Here is a 17,678-nt window from a genome sequence, read left to right on the forward strand (position 1 = left end):
CCGTGACCCGGGTGTCCGACCTGCCGAAGGGGAACCATGCCTCATATCTCCGTTCTCGTCGCCGGCGAGACCGCGTTACTGCGCGACGCTCTGACAGAGCTGTTCCACACCCAGGCCGATATCTCTGTCCTCGGCCAGACCACCGGCGAACACGAGATCCTGTGCAGGGCCGCGGCTCTGCACCCCCATGTCATCGTCCTGGAGCCGTGGGCGGACGGGAGCGCCGTCGTCCGTACGGTCCGTTCGCTGCGCCGTCTCACCCCGAGATCGGCCGTGCTCGCGCTGCCGGCGCGCGGCGCGCTGATAGACCGGCGCGCCCTGGAGGCGGCGGGGGTGCACAGATATCTGCCACGGGACGCGGGCTGGGACATCCTGCTCGCCGCGGTGCGCTCACTCGCCCCCGCGGCCGTACAGAACGCCGTCAAGAGACCGGTCCCCGCGCTCTCGCGCCGCGAGACCCAGGTGCTGCGCGGGGTGGCCACCGCCATGACCAACCAGCAGGTGGCCAACAGCCTGGGCATCACGACCGGTACGGTCAAACGGCATCTGCACGCCGCCTTCCGCAAGTTGGACGCGGTCTCCCGGCTCGACGCGGTGACCCAGGCGGTGGCGGCCGGGCTCATCATCCTGCCGGCGCCCGGATCGGTCGGCGGGGCGGGGGCGGTGGGTGACGCTTCCGGTACGCGGCGCCCGAAGGCCTGACCTCACCGGAAGCGGTCGTGCCGGGATCCGCCCTGCCGGGACCCGGGCACCCGAGGCGCCGGCGTCACCAGGGGACGGGGCCGGAGTTCCCGAAAAAGCCGCCGGTGGGACCGTCGCCGCCCCGCGTGGCCATACGGACGATCACCTCGGCGCCCTCCTCGACCGTCTGGACGCCCCGGTGGTCGTTCAGGTCGGTGGCGGTCCAGCCCGGATCCACCGCGTTGAACGTGATCTCCGGGAACGCCTTGGCGTACTGCGCGGTGATCATGTTCAGGGCGGCCTTGGAGGAGTTGTACCCCGGGCTCGGGTAGTACACGGGCAGCAGCGACACGAAGCGCTCGGGCTCGGCGGCGATGGCCAGCGATCCCAGCCCGCTGCTGACGTTCACCACGGTGGGGGTCTTGCCGGCCCGGAGGAGCGGCAGGAACGCGCGGGTGACCCGGACGGCTCCGAACACGTTGGTGTCGTAGAGCGTCCGCATGTCGTCGGCCGTCAGGTCCTCGGCCTCTTTGCGGGGGCCGGTGATTCCGGCGTTGTTGACGAGGACGTCCAGGTGCCCGATCTCCTCCTGAACCCGTTCGGCCGCCGCCAGGACGGATTCCTCACTGGTCACGTCGAGTTGGAGGAAGCGGGCGCCGATGCGTCCGGCGGCCGCCTGCCCGCGCCCCTGGTCCCGTGCCCCCAGGAGGACCGTGTGTCCCGCCTCGGTCAGACGCCGGGCGGTCTCGTGTCCAAGACCCTTGTTGGCGCCGGTGATCAGTGTCGTGGTCATGGTCTCGCCTCTCCCGTTCCCTTCTTCCTTCGTCGGTGGCTTCGGGGCGTCCACGGGCCCTACGGCGCGTCCACGGCCCGGGGAGCGTAGGCGCGCAGGAACGTATCGACGGCGGACCGTCCCACGCCGCGCAGTTCGGCGTCGGACACCTCGCGCGTGCCCAGCCGGGTGCGCAGCTCCATCGGGCCCGTGAGCAGTGCGAGGAACTGCTCGGCGGCCAGGTCGGGGTCGCTGGTCTGCAGGCGCCCGGAGAGCGCGAAGCGTGCCAGGCGGTCCGCGAGCGCGTCGTGGAGGCGCTGGGCGCCCTCGCGCTGGATGGTCTCCAACAGGTCGGGGAACCTGGCCGCTTCGGCGTTGAGGAGCCAGCGCAGCGCCTGGGACTCCGAGTCGCAGTGGTTCTTCAGGATGCGGTGGCCGGCTTCCTCCAGCATGGGACGCACATCGCCGTCGGGCTCCCGGAGTTGTTCGAGCGCCGCGAGCCCCGCGCCGCTCGTACGGCCGACGGCGGCCAGCATCGCCTCGCGGAACAGCGTCTCCTTGTCCCCGAGATGGTTGTAGATGGTGGGCTTGGCCACGCCCGCCTCGGCCGCGATCTCCCGTACGCAGGACTGTCCGTACCCCTCACGGGCGAACGTCCTGAACGCGGCTTCGAGGATCGCCTGCCGCTTGTCGATGCGCCCGCGCGGCGCCTCACGTCTGCTCGCGTTTGAGGTCTTGGCTCCGTTCACGACGCCATCGTACCGCGCCACCCCAATACATGAACCCACCGGTTCAACTTTCTGGGCGAGCCAGTTGCGAGAGACCTTGACGGGTCGTTATGTTGAACCACCTGGTTCAAAAAATGTTCGCGCGTCGCTCTTAACGGAGTTGGAAAGTGATGTCTCAAGTCAGCGATGACCGTCTCGATCCCGGACTGTTACGGCTCATCGGCGTGACCCTGCTGGGCGGGATCATGGGGATCCTCGACAGCACCATGGTCACCGTCGCGGCCGATACCCTCGCCGACGAGTTCGACACCTCGCTGAGCGCCATCAGCTGGGCGACGACCGGCTATCTGCTGGCGCTCACGGTCACCATCCCCATCACGAGCTGGGCGGTCGGCCGGTTCGGCGTGAGGAGACTCTGGCTGTTCGGACTCGTACTGTTCCTGGTCGGCTCGCTCGCCTCCGCGCTCGCCTGGAACGTGGGGAGTCTGGTGGTCTTCCGGGTCGTCCAGGGTGTCGGCGCCGGCGTCGTCGACCCGCTGGTCCTCGTGATCCTCGCCCGTGCGGCGGGCCCCAGCCGGGCGGGCCGTGTGATGGGCATGATGGGTGTGGTCCTGTCGCTCGGGCCGGTACTCGGGCCCGTACTGGGCGGGGTCATGCTCGAATCCATGGGCTGGCGCTCGATGTTCTACATCAACCTGCCCATCGGGATCGTGGCGGTTCTGCTCGCGCTGCGGGTGATCCCGGCCGGACCGCCCGCCGCGCGCGGGTCGGGGCCCCGTCTCGATGTCGTCGGCGCCCTGCTGATGGCCCCCGGTTTCGCGGCGATCCTGCTCGCCCTCACGCAGGCGGGCGAGCACGCCAGGTTCGCCACGCCCTCCGTGCTCATCCCGCTGATTCTGGGCGTCGCGCTGCTTGTCGGGTACGTGCTGCACGCGCTGCGTATCCGGCGCACCGAACCACTGATCGACATCCGGCTGTTCAGCAGCCGTAGCTTCGCCGCGAGCGTGACCGTGCAGGGGCTCGTCGGACTGGCCACGTTCGCGGTCCTGTTCGCCCTGCCGCTCTACTACCAGGTGCTGCACGGACACGGCGCCCGCGCGGCCGGACTGCTGGTGGCGCCGCTGGGCCTGGGATCGGCGCTCGCCATGCCTCTCGCCGGACGTCTCAGCGACCGGCTGGGCGCGCGCAATCTGGTACGGGGCGGAGCGGTCGTGGCGGCGCTCGCCTCGGTCGGTCTCACCCGTATCGGCGCGGACAGCGGTGAGGTGTGGTCGGTGCTGGCCGCGTTCGCCGTCGGCCTGGGGCTGGGTGGCGTCGGCGCGCCGACCATGGGGTCGCTGTACCGGACGCTGCCGCCGGAGAAGGTGCCCCAGGGCAGCTCGGTCGTCTACAACCTCAACCAGCTCGGCGGAGCGCTCGGGGTCGCCTCCATCGCCTTGATCCTGGCGGCCGTCGGCAGCGGCGCCGCGGGCGGCTCCACCGGCTTCGACGGATTCCGGAGCGCCTACTGGTTCGTGTTCGCGGTCACCCTGGTGATTCTGGCCGCGGCTCCGCTGCTGCCCGGCCGCCCCGAGGCGCCGACCGCGGCGGGGCCGGCGGCGGCCGACGCACCGGCTGACGCGTCGTCCGCCGACGGCTCCGCCATGGCGCGCAAATAACGGCCCGCGGGTGAGAACGCGGAACGCGGATCCAGAGACGCGGATCCAGAGACGCGGGTCCGAAGACGCGGGTCTGAGGATGCCGAACTGAGGACGCCGAACTGAGGATGCCGAACTGAAAAACCTGGCAGTGAAGGCCGGTCCCGCGCCATGTGCGGGACCGGCCTTCAGGGTGCCCGCGTCCCCCTTACTCCCTTTACTCCCTTTCGTTTCCGGCTGATTGCGTTCTGTTCATTTCAGTGATTGCGCGTTCACATTGAGCGGCCTTTGGTCGTTCCTTGGACGGCCGCTGCGAGGATCCACAGGAACGTCCACCCGAACCGGCATCCGTTCGGTTTCGGAGTCGTCCCGCTACTCCCAGGAGGGGCCTCGCATGAGCGACCAGGGAAATTCGGATCCGGAGTCGCAGGAACCGTCCGTCGGTCAGGTCATGGGACCGTTGACCGGATTCTGGCAGACGAAGATTCTGCTTACCGCGACGGAGTCCGATCTCTTCTCCGAACTGTCCGGCTCCTCGGCCACCGCCGAGGAACTGAGCGGACGACTCGGCTACCGTATGCCGGGAGCCAGTGACTTCTTTCTGGCGCTCGCCGGGCTGGGTCTGCTGCATGCCTCCGAGGACGGTGTGTTCCGCAACTCCCCCGCCGCCGAACGGTATCTGGTGCGCGGACGCCCCGAATTCATCGGCGGTTATCTCCAGTTCTGTGAGCGCGAGCTGAACCCCGCCTGGGAAGGGCTCGGCGCGGCGTTGCGCACGGGCACCCCGCAGAATCCCGGCGCGCTGGAGGGCAACCCCTACGAAACCCTCTACCAGGACAGGGAATCGACGGAATCGTTCCTGGAGAGCATGGACACGCTCAACACTCCCCTCCTGCGACGCCTGGACGAGATCGACTGGAGCGGCTACGGCTCGTTCGTGGACGTCGGTGGCGCCCGCGGCAACGTCGCCCATCATCTGGCGCTGACGCACCCTCATCTGAAGGGCGTGGTATTCGATCTGCCGCAGCTGGAGGGGAGCTTCGCCGCCCATATGACGGCCCTCGGCGACGATGGAGCGGTCTCGTTCCACGGTGGTGACTTCTTCGCCGGCCCGCTGCCCGAGTCCGATGTGCTGATCTTCGGTCATGTGCTCCACAACTGGGGTGTCGACGAGCGCCGGACGCTGCTGCGCAAGGCGTACGACGCGGTCCGGCCGGGGGGCGCGGTCCTCGTCTACGACCCGATGGTCAGCAACAGCGCGCCGCCGCTCTACGCCACGCTGGCCGCGCTGAGCATGCTCGTATGGTCCGCCGGTGGCGGTGAGTACCCCGTCAGTGACTGTCACACATGGCTCAAGGAAGCCGGTTTCCATCCCGAGACGATCGGTCCCGAGGACACACCGGACGACGTTCTGATCATCGGACACAAGAGCTGAGCACGGGCCGCGGTGGTCACTGGAGTCCGCCCGGCCGAACAGCCCGGTCAGCACAGGACCTGGGCGACCGGTACGGGAAGCACCCGAGCATGCGCCAGTGAGGACATGAGGAGAGGAACATGGACGCTTCCGTCATAGTCGTGGGAGCGGGGCCGGCGGGTCTCATGCTCGCCGGAGAGCTGCGCCTGGCCGGGATCGATGTGGTGGTCCTGGACCGCCTCCCCCGGCGCACCGGTGAGTCCCGGGGCATCGGGCTCACCCCCCGCACCGTGGAAGTCCTCGACCAGCGTGGCCTGTTGCCGCGCTTCGGCGACATCGAGATGAGCGGCCTCGGACACTTCGGTGGCATTCCCCTGGACTTCGGCGTCCTGGGCGGTGGTGACCGGGCCGCACGGACCGTGCCGCAGTCCGCCACCGAGTCCGTGCTGGAGAGCTGGGCCACCGAACTCGGCGCGGATATCCGTCGCGACCACGAGTTCACCGGCCTGACGGACCACGGTGACCGTATCGGGGTGGAGGTACGCGGGCCCGCGGGCCGGCAGGTGCTCAGCTCCCGTTATCTGGTGGGCTGCGACGGGGGCCGTAGCGCCGTACGCAAGGCGGCGGGCTTCGACTTCCCCGGCACCCCTGCCACCACGGAGCTTCTTCTCGCCGATGTCCGGGGCATCGACCTGGAGCCGCGTATGGTCGCCGACCGGGTCACCGACGGCATGGTCATGACGGCCCGGCTCGGGGACGGAGTCCACCGCGTCATCGTCGCCGAACGCGGTGCGCCGCCGCAGCGCAGGACGGGCCCGCCCGCCTTCGCCGAGGTCGCCGACGCCTGGAAACGGCTCACCGGCATCGATATCTCGCACGGCGAGCCCGTATGGCTCAGTGCCTTCGGCGACGCCACGCGCCAGGTCACCGAGTACCGCCGCGGCCGGGTGCTGCTGGCCGGTGACTCCGCCCATATCCATCTCCCGGCCGGCGGGCAGGGGATGAACACCAGCGTCCAGGACTCGGTGAACCTGGGCTGGAAACTCGCGGCCGTACTGCGCGGCACCGCCGGCCCCGCGCTGCTGGACACGTACCACACCGAACGCCACGAGGTCGGCCGCCGGCTGCTCGCCAACACCCGCGCCCAGAGCCTGCTCATCCTCGGCAGCGAGGAGGTGCAGCCGCTGCGCGACATCCTGACCGAGCTGACGGGGTACGAGGAGGTCGCCCGCCATTTCGCGGCCAGGGCGGGCGGACTGGATATCCGGTACGACGTCGGCGGCGGCCCCCATCCCCTGCTGGGGATGCGGATGCCGCGGCTGGAGCTGTCACGGGAGGGCACCCTCACCTCCAGCACCGAGCTGCTCCGGGCCGGCCGGGGCGTGCTGCTCGACCTGGCGGACACCCCGCGGCTGCGGCGGCGCGCGACCCCGTGGACGGACCGCGTCGACGTGGTCACCGCCGCTCCCCGGAACGCCGCCTCCCCCGGCGGCGCGCCCGACGGAACGAGCGCCGTACTGCTGCGCCCCGACGGCCATGTCGCCTGGAGCGCACCCGGCAGCCACCACGATCTGCCGATGGCCCTGGAGCACTGGTTCGGCCCCGCCCGGCACCACGCCACGGCGCCCACGCGCGCCAGCTGACCCGACACACGCCGTATGACCCGACGCGCGCCGTATGACCCAACGCCCTTCGTACCCAAGCGCGGTGCCCACGCGCGGAAAGAGGTTGACGATGTACAGCACGTTGATTGTCGCCCGGATGGAACCCGGCTCCGCCGGTGAGGTGGCCCGGCTCTTCTCCGCCTTCGACGGTACGGAGATGCCGGAGCTGATGGGAACGCGCAGGCGCGAGCTCTTCTCGTACCGCGGGCTCTACTTCCATCTGCAGGACTTCGACGGCGAGAACGGCGACGAACGCATCGAACAGGCCAAGGCGGACCCGCGGTTCGTCGGGATCAGCCAGGACCTCAAGCCGTTCATCGACGCGTACGACCCGGCCACCTGGCGCTCCCCCGCCGACGCGATGGCGCGGCGCTTCTACCACTGGAGCGCGGAGTGAGTGCCGCCCACGGCCGCGAGGTCGTCGTCACCGGAATCGGCGTCACGGCACCGGGCGGAGCGGGGACGAAGGGGTTCTGGCAGCTCCTCACCGACGGACGTACGGCCACCCGGCGGATCTCGCTCTTCGATCCCTCCCCTTTCCGCTCCCAGGTCGCCGCGGAAGTGGACTTCGACGCCGAGGCGTGCGGTCTCGGCCCCCAGGAGATCCGGCGCATGGACCGCGCGGCGCAGCTCGCGGTGGTCACGGCCCGCGAGGCGGCGGCCGACAGCGGGCTGGCCTTCCACACACTGGATCCGGGCCGCATGGGGGTGACCATCGGCAGTGCCGTGGGCGCCACCATGGGTCTCGACGAGGAGTACCGGACGGTCAGCGACGGCGGCCGACGGGAGTTGGTCGACCATGAGTACGCCGTACCGCATCTGTACAACTACATGGTCCCCAGCTCCTTCGCCGCCGAGGTGGCCCGCGCGGTGGGCGCCGAGGGGCCGGCCGCGGTCGTCTCCACGGGGTGCACATCGGGTCTTGACGCGGTCGGCTATGCCACCGAGGTGATCAGGGAGGGCGCGGCGGACGTCATGATCGCCGGTGCCACCGAGGCGCCGATCTCACCGATCACCGTGGCCTGCTTCGACGCGATCAAGGCGACCACACCGCGCAACGACGATCCCGCAGGCGCCTCGCGGCCCTTCGACGCGAGCCGCAACGGCTTCGTGCTGGGCGAGGGCGCCGCCGTCTTCGTCCTGGAGGACGGGGAGAGCGCCCGGCGGCGCGGCGCCCATGTCTACGCGGAGGTGGCCGGCTACGCGACGCGCTCCAACGCCTTCCACATGACCGGACTGCGCCCCGACGGCAGGGAGATGGCGGAGGCGATCCGCGTCGCCATGGCGGAGGCCCGCGTCAACCCGGAGGACATCGACTACATCAACGCGCATGGCTCGGGCACCAAGCAGAACGACCGCCATGAGACCGCGGCCTTCAAGCTGAGCCTGGGCGAGGCGGCGTACCGCACCCCGGTCAGCTCCATCAAGTCCATGGTCGGTCACTCGCTCGGCGCCGTCGGCTCCATCGAACTCGCCGCCTCCGCACTGGCCATGGAACACCACGTCATTCCGCCCACGGCCAATCTCCACACCCCGGACCCGGAGTGCGATCTGGACTACACACCCCTCACCGCCAGGGAGCGGCGTACGGACACCGTGCTGTCGGTGGGCAGTGGTTTCGGCGGCTTCCAGAGCGCGGTGGTGCTGGCCCGGCCCGACAGGAGGAAACGGTGAACGCCACCGCGGTGGTGACCGGACTCGGTGTGGCGGCGCCCAACGGTCTGGGTCTGGAGCCCTACTGGTCGGCCGTGCTGGCGGGCCGGGGCGGCATCGGCCGGGTCGCCCGGTTCGATCCCACGTCCTATCCGGCTCAACTGGCCGGTGAGATAGCGGGGTTCGTCGCCGAGGACCATCTGCCCAGCAGACTGCTGCCGCAGACCGACCGGATGACCAGGATCGCGCTGGTCAGCGCCGACTGGGCGCTGGCGGACGCGGGGGTCGTACCGGACACACTGCCCGAGTACGACATGGGGGTGATCACGGCCAGCCACTCCGGCGGCTTCGAGTTCGGCCAACGGGAACTACAGGCGCTGTGGAGCAAGGGCGGTCGCTATGTGAGCGCGTACCAGTCCTTCGCGTGGTTCTACGCGGTCAACAGCGGCCAGATCTCCATCCGCAACGGTATGCGCGGTCCCAGCGGGGTCGTCGTCAGCGACCAGGCCGGCGGTCTGGACGCGCTGGCGCAGGCCCGTCGGCAGATCCGTAAGGGCACCCCACTGATCGTCTCCGGGGCCGTCGACGCCTCGATCTGCCCGTGGGGCTGGGTGGCCCAGCTCGCGAGCGACCGGCTCAGCCACGCCACCGACCCCGGGCGGGCGTATGTGCCCTTCGACGACGGCGCCGCGGGTCATGTGCCGGGAGAGGGCGGAGCGCTGCTCATCCTGGAGGACGCCGACTACGCCCGCGCCCGCGGGGCACGGCAGATCTACGGCGAGATCGCCGGCCATGCCTCCACCTTCGACCCCGCGCCGGGCAGCGACCGCGGTCCGGGGCTGCGACGAGCCGTCGAACAGGCGCTGTCCGACGCGGGTACGGCGCCCGACGAGGTGGACGTGGTGTTCGCGGACGCGGCGGCGGTGCCCGAACTCGACCGGGTCGAGGCCGAGGCGATCACCAAGGTCTTCGGCCCCCGGGCGGTGCCTGTCACCGCGCCCAAGACCATGACCGGACGGCTGTATTCGGGCGCGGCCCCGCTGGATGTGGCCACCGCCTGCCTCAGCATCAGGGACGGTGTGATCCCGCCGACCACCAACTCCTCGCTCTCCTGCCACTACGACATCGATCTGGTGACCGGGACGACGCGCGAGACGCCCGTGCGTGCCGCGCTGGTACTCGCCCGCGGCTACGGCGGATTCAACTCCGCGGTGGTGGTGCGGGCACACCGGGACTGAGCCCGCCACCCGGAACCCGAAGACACCGACAGGCTCCCTCTGCCCATGCGTGACGAGGAAGGACCCCTCATGCCCGTGACCACGTTCACCATCGACGACCTCAAGTCCATCCTGCGCGAGGGCGCCGGCGCCGACGAGGGCGTCGACCTCGACGGAGACATCCTCGACGCGGAGTTCGACGCGCTGGGTTACGAGTCCCTGGCGATGCTGGAGACCGCCGGCCGGATCGAGCGGGAGTACGGGATCAGCCTCGACGAGGAGCTCTTCGCCGACGCCCGCACCCCTCGTGCGCTGATCGCTCTCGTCAACCAGCAGCTGACCACGGCTCAGGCCGTCTGAGCCGCTTCCCGCCACCCCGATTCCAGGAGACACACCATGACGCAGGACATGTCCAAGGTCGCGCTCGTGACCGGTGCCACCAGTGGTATCGGACTCGCCGTCACCCGGTTGCTGGCCGGACAGGGCCATCGGGTCTTCGTGTGCGCGCGCACCGAGGACGCCGTGACCCGCACAGTCAAGGAACTCCAGGGCGAGGGCCTGGAGGTGGACGGCAGGGCCGCGGACGTGGGCTCGAAGGAGGACATCCAGGAGCTGGTCCGGGCGGCCGTCGGCCGCTTCGGTCCGATCGACATCCTGGTGAACAACGCGGGCCGCAGTGGCGGCGGGGTCACCGCCGACATCGCCGACGAGCTGTGGTTCGACGTCATCAACACCAACCTGAACAGCGTCTTCCTCGTGACACGCGAGGTGCTGACCACCGGTGGAATGCGCGACAAGCCCCGGGGGCGCATCATCAACATCGCTTCCACGGCCGGCAAACAGGGTGTGGTGCTGGGCGCGCCCTACTCCGCGTCCAAGCACGGTGTCGTCGGCTTCACCAAGGCGCTCGGCAATGAGCTGGCGCCGACCGGCATCACCGTCAACGCGGTGTGCCCCGGGTATGTGGAGACCCCGATGGCGCAGCGTGTGCGCCAGGGCTACGCCGCCGCGTACGAGGCGAGCGAGGAGCAGATCCTGGCGAAGTTCACGGCGAAGATCCCGCTCGGCCGCTACTCCACCGCCGAGGAGGTCGCCGGTCTGGTCGGCTATCTGTCCTCCGACACCGCGGCGTCGATCACCGCGCAGGCACTCAATGTCTGTGGCGGTCTGGGCAACTTCTGACCCGGCCCCGCTCCAACGCCGCGGCCGGGCCGAGGCGCCCCGGCCGTATCCCGACATACCCACCACTGCCAAGGAGATGAAGATGACCGAGCAGGCGCCCCGCGAAGTCGAGCACGAGATCACCGTGTCCGCCCCCGCCCCGGAGGTCTACCGCCTCCTCGCGGAGGTGCCGAACTGGCCCAGGATCTTCCCGCCGTCGGTGTACGTCGACTACGTGGAGAAGAACGGTGACGACGAGCGCATCCGGATCTGGGCCACGGCCAACGGCGAGGCCAAGAACTGGACATCACGCCGCCGGCTGGACCCGGTGGGCCTGCGTATCACCTTCAGTCAGGAGGTCTCCGCGCCCCCCGTGGCCGAGATGAGCGGTACGTGGATCATCGAGCCGCGGGGCGCGGAGTGCCGGCTGCGGCTGCTGCACTCCTATCGCGCCATCGATGACGATCCGGCGGGCCTCGCGTGGATCGACGAGGCCGTGGAGCGCAACAGCCGTTCCGAACTCGCGTCGCTCAAGGCGAATGTGGAGCGCGCCACCCACTCCGCGGAGCTGACGCTGTCCTTCGAGGACAACGTGCGGATCAATGGCTCGGCCAAGGACGCGTACGACTTCATCAACGAGGCCCAGCTGTGGACCGAGCGGCTGCCGCATGTCTCCAGCGTCTCGCTGACCGAGAAGGAGCCCGGTGTCCAGACCCTGCGCATGGACACGGTGGCGAAGGACGGCTCCACGCACACCACGGAGTCGGTCAGGGTCTGCTTCCCGCACCACGGGATCGCCTACAAGCAGACCACACTGCCCGCTCTGATGACACTGCACACCGGCTACTGGCGGTTCGACGAGGAGAAAGACGGTGTCACCACCGTGACCTCCCAGCACACCGTGGTCATCAACACCGACACGATCGCACGGGTCCTCGGTCCTGACGCCGGTGTCCCGCAGGCCCGCACCTTCTTGCGCGAGGCGCTGGGCGCCAACAGCCGGGCGACCCTGGGACACGCCAAGTCCTTCGCGGAAGCGCGGCGCTGAGGGATGGGCGACCCAGCGGACGCCGATGTCCTTGTCGTCGGTGCCGGTCCCGTGGGGCTGCTGCTCGCGGGTGAGGTGAGCGCCGGCGGCGCCAGGGCCGTCGTACTGGAGCAGTTGTCCGAGCCGACCGCCGAATCCCGGGCCTCGGTCCTCCACTCCCGAACCATGCAGATCTTCGCCGAGCGGGGCATCCTCGACCGGCTGGGGGACCTGCCGGCCGGCGGACGCGGCCATTTCGGCGGGATCCCGCTCGATCTCGCCGAGGCGGACCCCGGGCATCCGTACGCCGGTCAGTGGGAGTGCCTGCAGAGCCGCCTCGAACCCGTTCTGGAGGAGTGGGCCAGGGAGCGGGGCGCCGTGGTACGCCGGGGCCATGTGGTCACCGGACTGACGCGGCACCACGACCGGGTGGAGGTGGTGGCGTTCGGCCCGGGCGGCAGGTCCCACCGCTTCACGGCCGCCTATCTGGTGGGATGCGACGGGGAGCGGAGCACCGTACGGCAGCTCGCGGGCTTCGAGATGACGGGCGACGACGCCACCCGGGAGATGCTCCGGGCCGACGTGCTGGACATCGACATACCCGGCCGGCGTCTGAAGCGGTACGCGCACGGCACCGCCACCGCCCAGCGACGCGGCGACGGGACCACCCGGCTCATGGTGCACGACCGGACCCGTACCCCCGGGCCGCGCACACGCGAGCCGGAGTTCGCCGAGGTCGCGACGGCGTGGGCCCGGGTGACGGGCGAGGACATCAGCGGTGGCACGGCGGTCTGGCTCAACAGCTTCGACAACACCCGCCGTCAGGTGCGTGAGTACCGCCGGGGCCGGGTCCTGCTGGCGGGGGACGCGGCCCATGTCCAGATGCCCGTCGGCGGACAGGCACTGAACCTCGGACTCCAGGACGCGGCCGGCCTCGGCCGCGTCCTCGTGGCCCGGATCACCGGCGGGACCTCCGACGGTGACCTGGACGACTACCACACCGAGCGCCACGCCGTGGGCGCCCGCACTCTGACGAACATCCAGGCCCAGGCGCTGTTGCTGTTCGGCGGGCCTGAGGTGGACGGCGTCCGGGAGGTGTGCGGCGAACTCCTCGGTATGGACGTGGTCCGTCGCCATCTCGCCCGGATGATCAGCGGCCTGGACCGGCCGGCACCGCCGCCCGCGGCGGACACCACTCGACCCCTCTCAGCACACGGGAGTTCCACCATGGACAGGCTCACTGGCAGGACGGCGCTGGTCACCGGCTCCAGCCGGGGCATCGGACGCGCCACCGCGGTACGGCTGGCCCGCGAAGGCGCCCTGGTCGCCGTGCACTACGCCACCAACGACGACGCGGCGCGGGAGACCGTCGCACTGATCGAGAAGGAGGGTGGCCGGGCCTTCCCGGTCCGCGCCGAACTCGGTGTCCCCGGCGATGTGCACGAACTCTTCCTCGGCCTGGAGCAGGGGCTGAAGGAGCGGACCGGGGACACCGCGCTCGACATCGTGGTGAACAACGCGGCGGTCACGGGCTCGGAGGGGATCAGCCCCGAGGACGTCACCCCGGAACAGCTCGACCGGTACTTCGCGGTGAACGCCAGGGCTCCGTACCTCATCATCCAGCGGGCCCTGCGGAACATGCCCGACGGGGGGCGCGTCATCAATATCTCCTCCGCGCTCACCCGGACCGCGGTCCCCGAGCAGGTGGCCTATTCGATGACCAAGGGGGCCATCGAGCAGATCTCGCTGCATCTGGCGAAGCATCTGGCACCGCGCGGGATCACCGTCAACAGTGTGGCGCCGGGGATCACCGACAACGGCGGACCGGTCTTCGACATCCCCGAGGCCGTGGAGCAGATGGCGCGGGTCTCCGCCTTCAAGCGGGTGGCGGACGTGGGTGATGTCGCCGACGTGGTGACCTTCCTGGCCACCGACGAGGCCCGCTGGATCACCGGTTCGTTCATCGACGCCAGCGGCGGGACGCTCCTCGGATGACCGGGCCGTCCGCACACCGCGAGAGAGGAAGCGAAGCATGACCTCCGACAGCCCCCGTATCACGCTTGTCACCGGCGCCAACAAGGGAATCGGGCGCGCCGTCGTCCGGCGCCTCGGCGAGCTGGGCCAGCGTGTCTATCTGGGCGCCCGGGACGTGGAGCGCGGCAGGAAGGCCGAGCGCGAGCTGCGGGCCGAGGGACTCGATGTCCACTTCGTACAACTCGATGTCACGGACGAGTCCTCGGTGGCGCTCGCCGCCAAACGCATCGAGGAGGAGACGGACCGGCTGGACGCCCTGGTCAACAACGCCGGGACCGGCGCGCCGGTGGGCGCGCCCAGCCGGACGCCGGCCAGTGTGGTGCGCCGCACCTATGAGACCAATGTCTTCGGTGTCATCTCCGTCACCAACGCGATGCTGCCACTGCTGCGCCGCTCCAGCGCCGCCCGCATCGTCAATGTCAGCAGTGTGGTCGGATCCCTGACCCACGCGGCTGCGCTGGACGACCCCACCGGGGAGTTCCCGAAAGGGACGTACCCGGCCGTGCTGGACTACGGCACCTCGAAGGCCGCGCTGAACGCCGTCACCATCACCTACGCCAACGAGTTGCGCCCGGAGCGGATCCTCGTCAACGCCGTTTCCCCCGGCTTCTGTTCGACCGATCTCAACGGGCACCGGGGTCATCTGACACCGGAGCAGGGGGCGCGTATCCCCGTGCTGCTGGCGACCCTCGGCGACGACGGCCCGACGGCCGTCTTCCTGGGCGAGGACGGCTCCGCCACCGGTCAGCGGCTGGCGTGGTGACGGACTCACACCGACAGCGTGGTGACGGGCCGGGGAAGATGACAGCGAACGGTACGGCCAACACCCCCGGCGCGGCGGACTCCGCGCCGTGGGGTGCCCGGCAGTGGGGCCTGCTGTGCGTCCTGTCGGGCAATATGCTCCTGGACGCCGTCGAGGTGTCCGTGGTGCTGGTGGCCCTGCCCACCATCGGCGAGGCCATGGACATGTCCCTGCCGGCGGTCCAGTGGTTGATGAGTGGCTTCGCCCTCGGGTTCGGGGCCCTGCTGCTCCTGGGGAACAGGATCGCCGCGCTGTGCGGCCGTCGTCGCGCGTATCTGGGCGCGATGGCCGTCTTCACCCTCGCCTCGGTGGTCGGCGGGGTGACCGACAGCGAGTCGCTGCTCATCGCGACCCGGGTGGTCAAGGGCTGCTGCGCCGCGCTGACCGCCCCCACCGGACTCGCCATCATCAGCACGGCCTTCCACGACGGACCGCGGCAGCGCAAGGCGGTCTCCGTCTACTCCATGTTCGGCGCCACCGGGTTCACCGCGGGGCTGCTGCTCTCCGCGGCGCTCCTGGAATCGAGCTGGCGCTGGACTCTCCTGTTTCCCGCGCCGATCGCCCTCGCCCTGCTGCTCTTCGCCACCCGGATCATTCCGCACGACGCCGGCGCCGGAGGACGAACACCGCGGCTGGACCCGGCACTGCTCCGGGACGGCCGGCTGCTGCGGTCGGCGGTCGGCGCGGCCACCCTCAACGGCACCTATGCCGGTCTGCTGCTGCTGATCACCTTTCAGCTCCAGCAGCGCCTGGGCTGGTCCCCCTGGCAGTGTGCGCTGGGGCTGCTCCCGGCGTGTGTGCCCTTGATGGCGACCGTTCCCTTCGCGGGGCGGCTGGTCGCCCGCTGGGGCACCGGCCCGCTGATAGCCCTGGGCGCGCTCGCGCCGTTCCTCGGCTGCGCCTACTTCCTCTGGCGCGCGCCGGCGGAGGCGTACTGGTCGGCGGTGCTGCCGGCACTGGTGCTGGTGGAGGCGGGGTTCGTGCTCTCCTTCACGGCGCTGAACATACAGGCCACAGCGGGGATCCCGGCCGCCGAGCGGGCTTCGGCTGTGCCCCTCTACCAGACGGGCGTCCAGCTGGGAGGTGTGGTGACGCTCCCCCTGGTCGCGCTGCTGCTGACGGAGTACGCGGGCTATCGGCCCGCCCTGGCACTCATCACCTCCATCAGCGCGGTGGGTCTGCTGACGGCGTTCACCGCACCACGCGCCCGACTCCACCCTCAGGGAAGGGTTGCGGCGGAGATCACCAGCGACAAGTACGGGAAGGACGCGGATGAATGGGAGCGGAAATGACTGAGCCGATTTCCCTGGCCGGGCCGGATCTCCGGCGTACCGACGTGGAGTCCGTTTTCGTCGGTCAACGGTACGTACGGAGCGAGAAGGAGGCGCTGACCGTACTGGAACAGAACGTCGCCGAGTGGAGCGGTGCTCCGTGGCCGGCCGGAATTCTCTCTTTCAGTTGCTTTCTCAGCTCGGAGAAGGACACCGTGCTCACCTATGCGCAGTGCGCCGACGGCGATTCCTATCGGCCGTTCGCGCGTTCCCTGCGGGGGCCTGCCGGGGCGGGAGCGGTCGAATACCGGCCGCGCAGGAGCGTGGTGCCGCCCGGTGTGTCCGGCGTTCCCGGATGCGTGGTCATCGCGACATTCGATGTCGACGGCGCCGAGCGGCAGGACCAGGTCATGAACTCGCTGGTCGACGTGCTCGACGTAGCACCGGCCGAGCAGCCGCCCGGCATGCTCTCCGCGAACTTCCACACCAGTGTGGACGCCTCTCGTGTGCTCAACTACGCGGAGTGGACCTCGGTCGGGGCGCATCTCGCGTTCCTCGACAGCGGGACGCGGGAGAAGACCCTGCGGGTCAGCGGCGATGTCCCGGGGGTACGGCCCATCGGGTTCAGGCGTTACCACCTCCACCGGAGCATCGGTGCGCGCGCGTCCGGTTCCGCTGTGAACTCGCTGCGGATCTCCTGACGTCGAATTTACATTTACCCGGAGAGTTCTGCGGAAACTTGTTCTTTCTCGTCCAACCCTTCATCCAACGCCGTTGGAAATGACCGGCGTGCCGCCGAGAATGGAATCCGCGGCACCTTCGCCTCGTTCCTGACAAGGAGTTGAGTATGTCTCAGCGTACCGATGCCCTGCCGCTGATCGACCGCGACGATGTCGATGCCGCGCTCGTCGAGGTGATCACCGCCGAGGGCGCCGAGCGGCAGCGCGCGGTGGCAGAAGCGATCGCCGCGCACTGGCGGTCCGCCGAATGGCCCGCCGAGCTGGTCTCCGCCAGCTGCTACACGAGCACGGACGGCAACTCCGTACTGACCTACGCCCAGTGGCTGTCCCGTGCGGCGCTACGGGAATCGCTGCGGCGGGAGGGCAGCGTCTCACGCGGGAAGCCGGACTGGGGTGTCGCCGGTGCCCGCTCCCGGGGGGCCGCGCCGTTCCAGCTCTACCGCGTCGTGCGCGGGGGCGCCATCACCGATCCGGCCCCGGTGCCCGAGTGTTTCCCGGCCGCGGTCTTCCCGATGGCCGGTGTGGAGGCCGGGCGGCAGTGGATCGACGGTCTGCTGGCCGCCGAGGAGAAGGCGGAGGGGGAGGAACGGGCGTACCCCGGCGCGATCGCCGCCAACTTCCATGTGGGTCTGGACGACGGCAGTGTGCTCGTCCTCTCGGAGTGGGCGTCCGAGAAGGAGGCCGCCGAACACATCGACGAGGTGATCCAGCCGCTGCTGGAGGCGGCGGGCGGCGGCGACGCGGGCGCGCGGTACACCCACCGTCTCACCTTCGCGCGTCCCCTCGGCCAGAGCGTGTCCTCACAGTAGCGCCGTCCGCCCGAACCCGTTGATGAAGCCCGACCGTTCTCTCGGTACGAGCCGGTACGAGCCGGCGC

17 protein-coding genes are annotated in these 17,678 nt (G+C 70.1%); 15 read left to right on the plus strand and 2 right to left on the minus strand.

Annotated elements, in window-relative coordinates:
* The first annotated feature begins 36 nt into the window (after positions 1-36).
* On the plus strand, positions 37-702 hold the full coding sequence (locus AB0M67_RS15945) for a response regulator transcription factor (RefSeq protein ID WP_365745959.1): 666 nt from the start codon (positions 37-39) through the stop codon (positions 700-702).
* A 64-nt stretch (positions 703-766) separates the two neighbouring features.
* Here the strand turns inward: AB0M67_RS15945 and AB0M67_RS15950 are convergent, their stop codons facing one another.
* Positions 767-1,474: an SDR family oxidoreductase gene (locus AB0M67_RS15950; RefSeq protein ID WP_365745960.1), complete on the minus strand. Its 708-nt coding sequence runs from the start codon at positions 1,472-1,474 to the stop codon at positions 767-769.
* 59 nt (positions 1,475-1,533) lie between these two features.
* Positions 1,534-2,202, minus strand: a complete 669-nt coding sequence (locus AB0M67_RS15955) for a TetR/AcrR family transcriptional regulator (protein WP_365745961.1) — start codon at positions 2,200-2,202, stop codon at positions 1,534-1,536.
* 149 nt (positions 2,203-2,351) lie between these two features.
* On the opposite strand from AB0M67_RS15955, the gene AB0M67_RS15960 reads away from it, so the two are divergent.
* The 14 genes from AB0M67_RS15960 (at position 2,352) to AB0M67_RS16025 (ending at position 17,610) form a co-directional block, all read left to right on the plus strand.
* The gene (locus AB0M67_RS15960) at positions 2,352-3,839 is read left to right on the plus strand and encodes a DHA2 family efflux MFS transporter permease subunit (RefSeq protein WP_365745962.1); all 1,488 of its coding nucleotides are present in this window, start codon (positions 2,352-2,354) and stop codon (positions 3,837-3,839) included.
* A gap of 373 nt (positions 3,840-4,212) precedes the next feature.
* On the plus strand, positions 4,213-5,253 hold the full coding sequence (locus AB0M67_RS15965; protein ID WP_365745963.1) for a methyltransferase: 1,041 nt from the start codon (positions 4,213-4,215) through the stop codon (positions 5,251-5,253).
* A 119-nt stretch (positions 5,254-5,372) separates the two neighbouring features.
* The gene (locus tag AB0M67_RS15970; RefSeq protein WP_365745964.1) at positions 5,373-6,875 is read left to right on the plus strand and encodes an FAD-dependent monooxygenase; all 1,503 of its coding nucleotides are present in this window, start codon (positions 5,373-5,375) and stop codon (positions 6,873-6,875) included.
* A gap of 91 nt (positions 6,876-6,966) precedes the next feature.
* Positions 6,967-7,293: a TcmI family type II polyketide cyclase gene (locus AB0M67_RS15975; protein ID WP_365745965.1), complete on the plus strand. Its 327-nt coding sequence runs from the start codon at positions 6,967-6,969 to the stop codon at positions 7,291-7,293.
* Positions 7,290-8,570, plus strand: a complete 1,281-nt coding sequence (locus tag AB0M67_RS15980) for a beta-ketoacyl-[acyl-carrier-protein] synthase family protein (protein ID WP_365745966.1) — start codon at positions 7,290-7,292, stop codon at positions 8,568-8,570. The genes AB0M67_RS15975 and AB0M67_RS15980 overlap by 4 nt, the downstream gene beginning before the upstream one ends.
* Positions 8,567-9,787 carry a ketosynthase chain-length factor gene (locus AB0M67_RS15985; protein WP_365745967.1) on the plus strand — a complete coding sequence of 407 codons (1,221 nt, stop codon included), beginning with the start codon at positions 8,567-8,569 and terminating at the stop codon, positions 9,785-9,787. The genes AB0M67_RS15980 and AB0M67_RS15985 overlap by 4 nt, the downstream gene beginning before the upstream one ends.
* A 69-nt stretch (positions 9,788-9,856) precedes the next feature.
* On the plus strand, positions 9,857-10,126 hold the full coding sequence (locus tag AB0M67_RS15990) for an acyl carrier protein (protein ID WP_365745968.1): 270 nt from the start codon (positions 9,857-9,859) through the stop codon (positions 10,124-10,126).
* Positions 10,127-10,162: 36 nt separating this feature from the next.
* Entirely contained in the window at positions 10,163-10,948 is a 786-nt protein-coding gene (gene fabG, locus AB0M67_RS15995; protein WP_365745969.1) for a 3-oxoacyl-ACP reductase FabG, read from the plus strand.
* 82 nt (positions 10,949-11,030) lie between these two features.
* A complete protein-coding gene (locus AB0M67_RS16000) occupies positions 11,031-11,975 on the plus strand; it encodes an aromatase/cyclase (protein WP_365745970.1) in 945 nt (314 codons plus the stop codon).
* Positions 11,976-11,978: 3 nt separating this feature from the next.
* Positions 11,979-13,949, plus strand: coding sequence for an SDR family oxidoreductase (locus AB0M67_RS16005; protein WP_365745971.1), 1,971 nt, complete (start codon positions 11,979-11,981; stop codon positions 13,947-13,949).
* A 37-nt stretch (positions 13,950-13,986) separates the two neighbouring features.
* Positions 13,987-14,751, plus strand: a complete 765-nt coding sequence (locus AB0M67_RS16010) for an SDR family oxidoreductase (protein ID WP_365745972.1) — start codon at positions 13,987-13,989, stop codon at positions 14,749-14,751.
* A gap of 38 nt (positions 14,752-14,789) precedes the next feature.
* Positions 14,790-16,082 (plus strand): MFS transporter, encoded by a 1,293-nt coding sequence (locus AB0M67_RS16015; RefSeq protein ID WP_365745973.1) that lies wholly within the window; start codon positions 14,790-14,792, stop codon positions 16,080-16,082.
* Positions 16,079-16,762 (plus strand): hypothetical protein, encoded by a 684-nt coding sequence (locus tag AB0M67_RS16020; RefSeq protein WP_365745974.1) that lies wholly within the window; start codon positions 16,079-16,081, stop codon positions 16,760-16,762. Before AB0M67_RS16015 ends, AB0M67_RS16020 begins: the two co-directional genes overlap by 4 nt.
* Before the next feature lie 146 nt (positions 16,763-16,908).
* Positions 16,909-17,610: a hypothetical protein gene (locus AB0M67_RS16025; RefSeq protein ID WP_365745975.1), complete on the plus strand. Its 702-nt coding sequence runs from the start codon at positions 16,909-16,911 to the stop codon at positions 17,608-17,610.
* The last annotated feature ends 68 nt before the right edge of the window (positions 17,611-17,678 follow it).

The organism is Streptomyces sp. NPDC051662, from assembly GCF_040681655.1.
Taxonomy (GTDB): Bacteria; Actinomycetota; Actinomycetes; order Streptomycetales; family Streptomycetaceae; genus Streptomyces.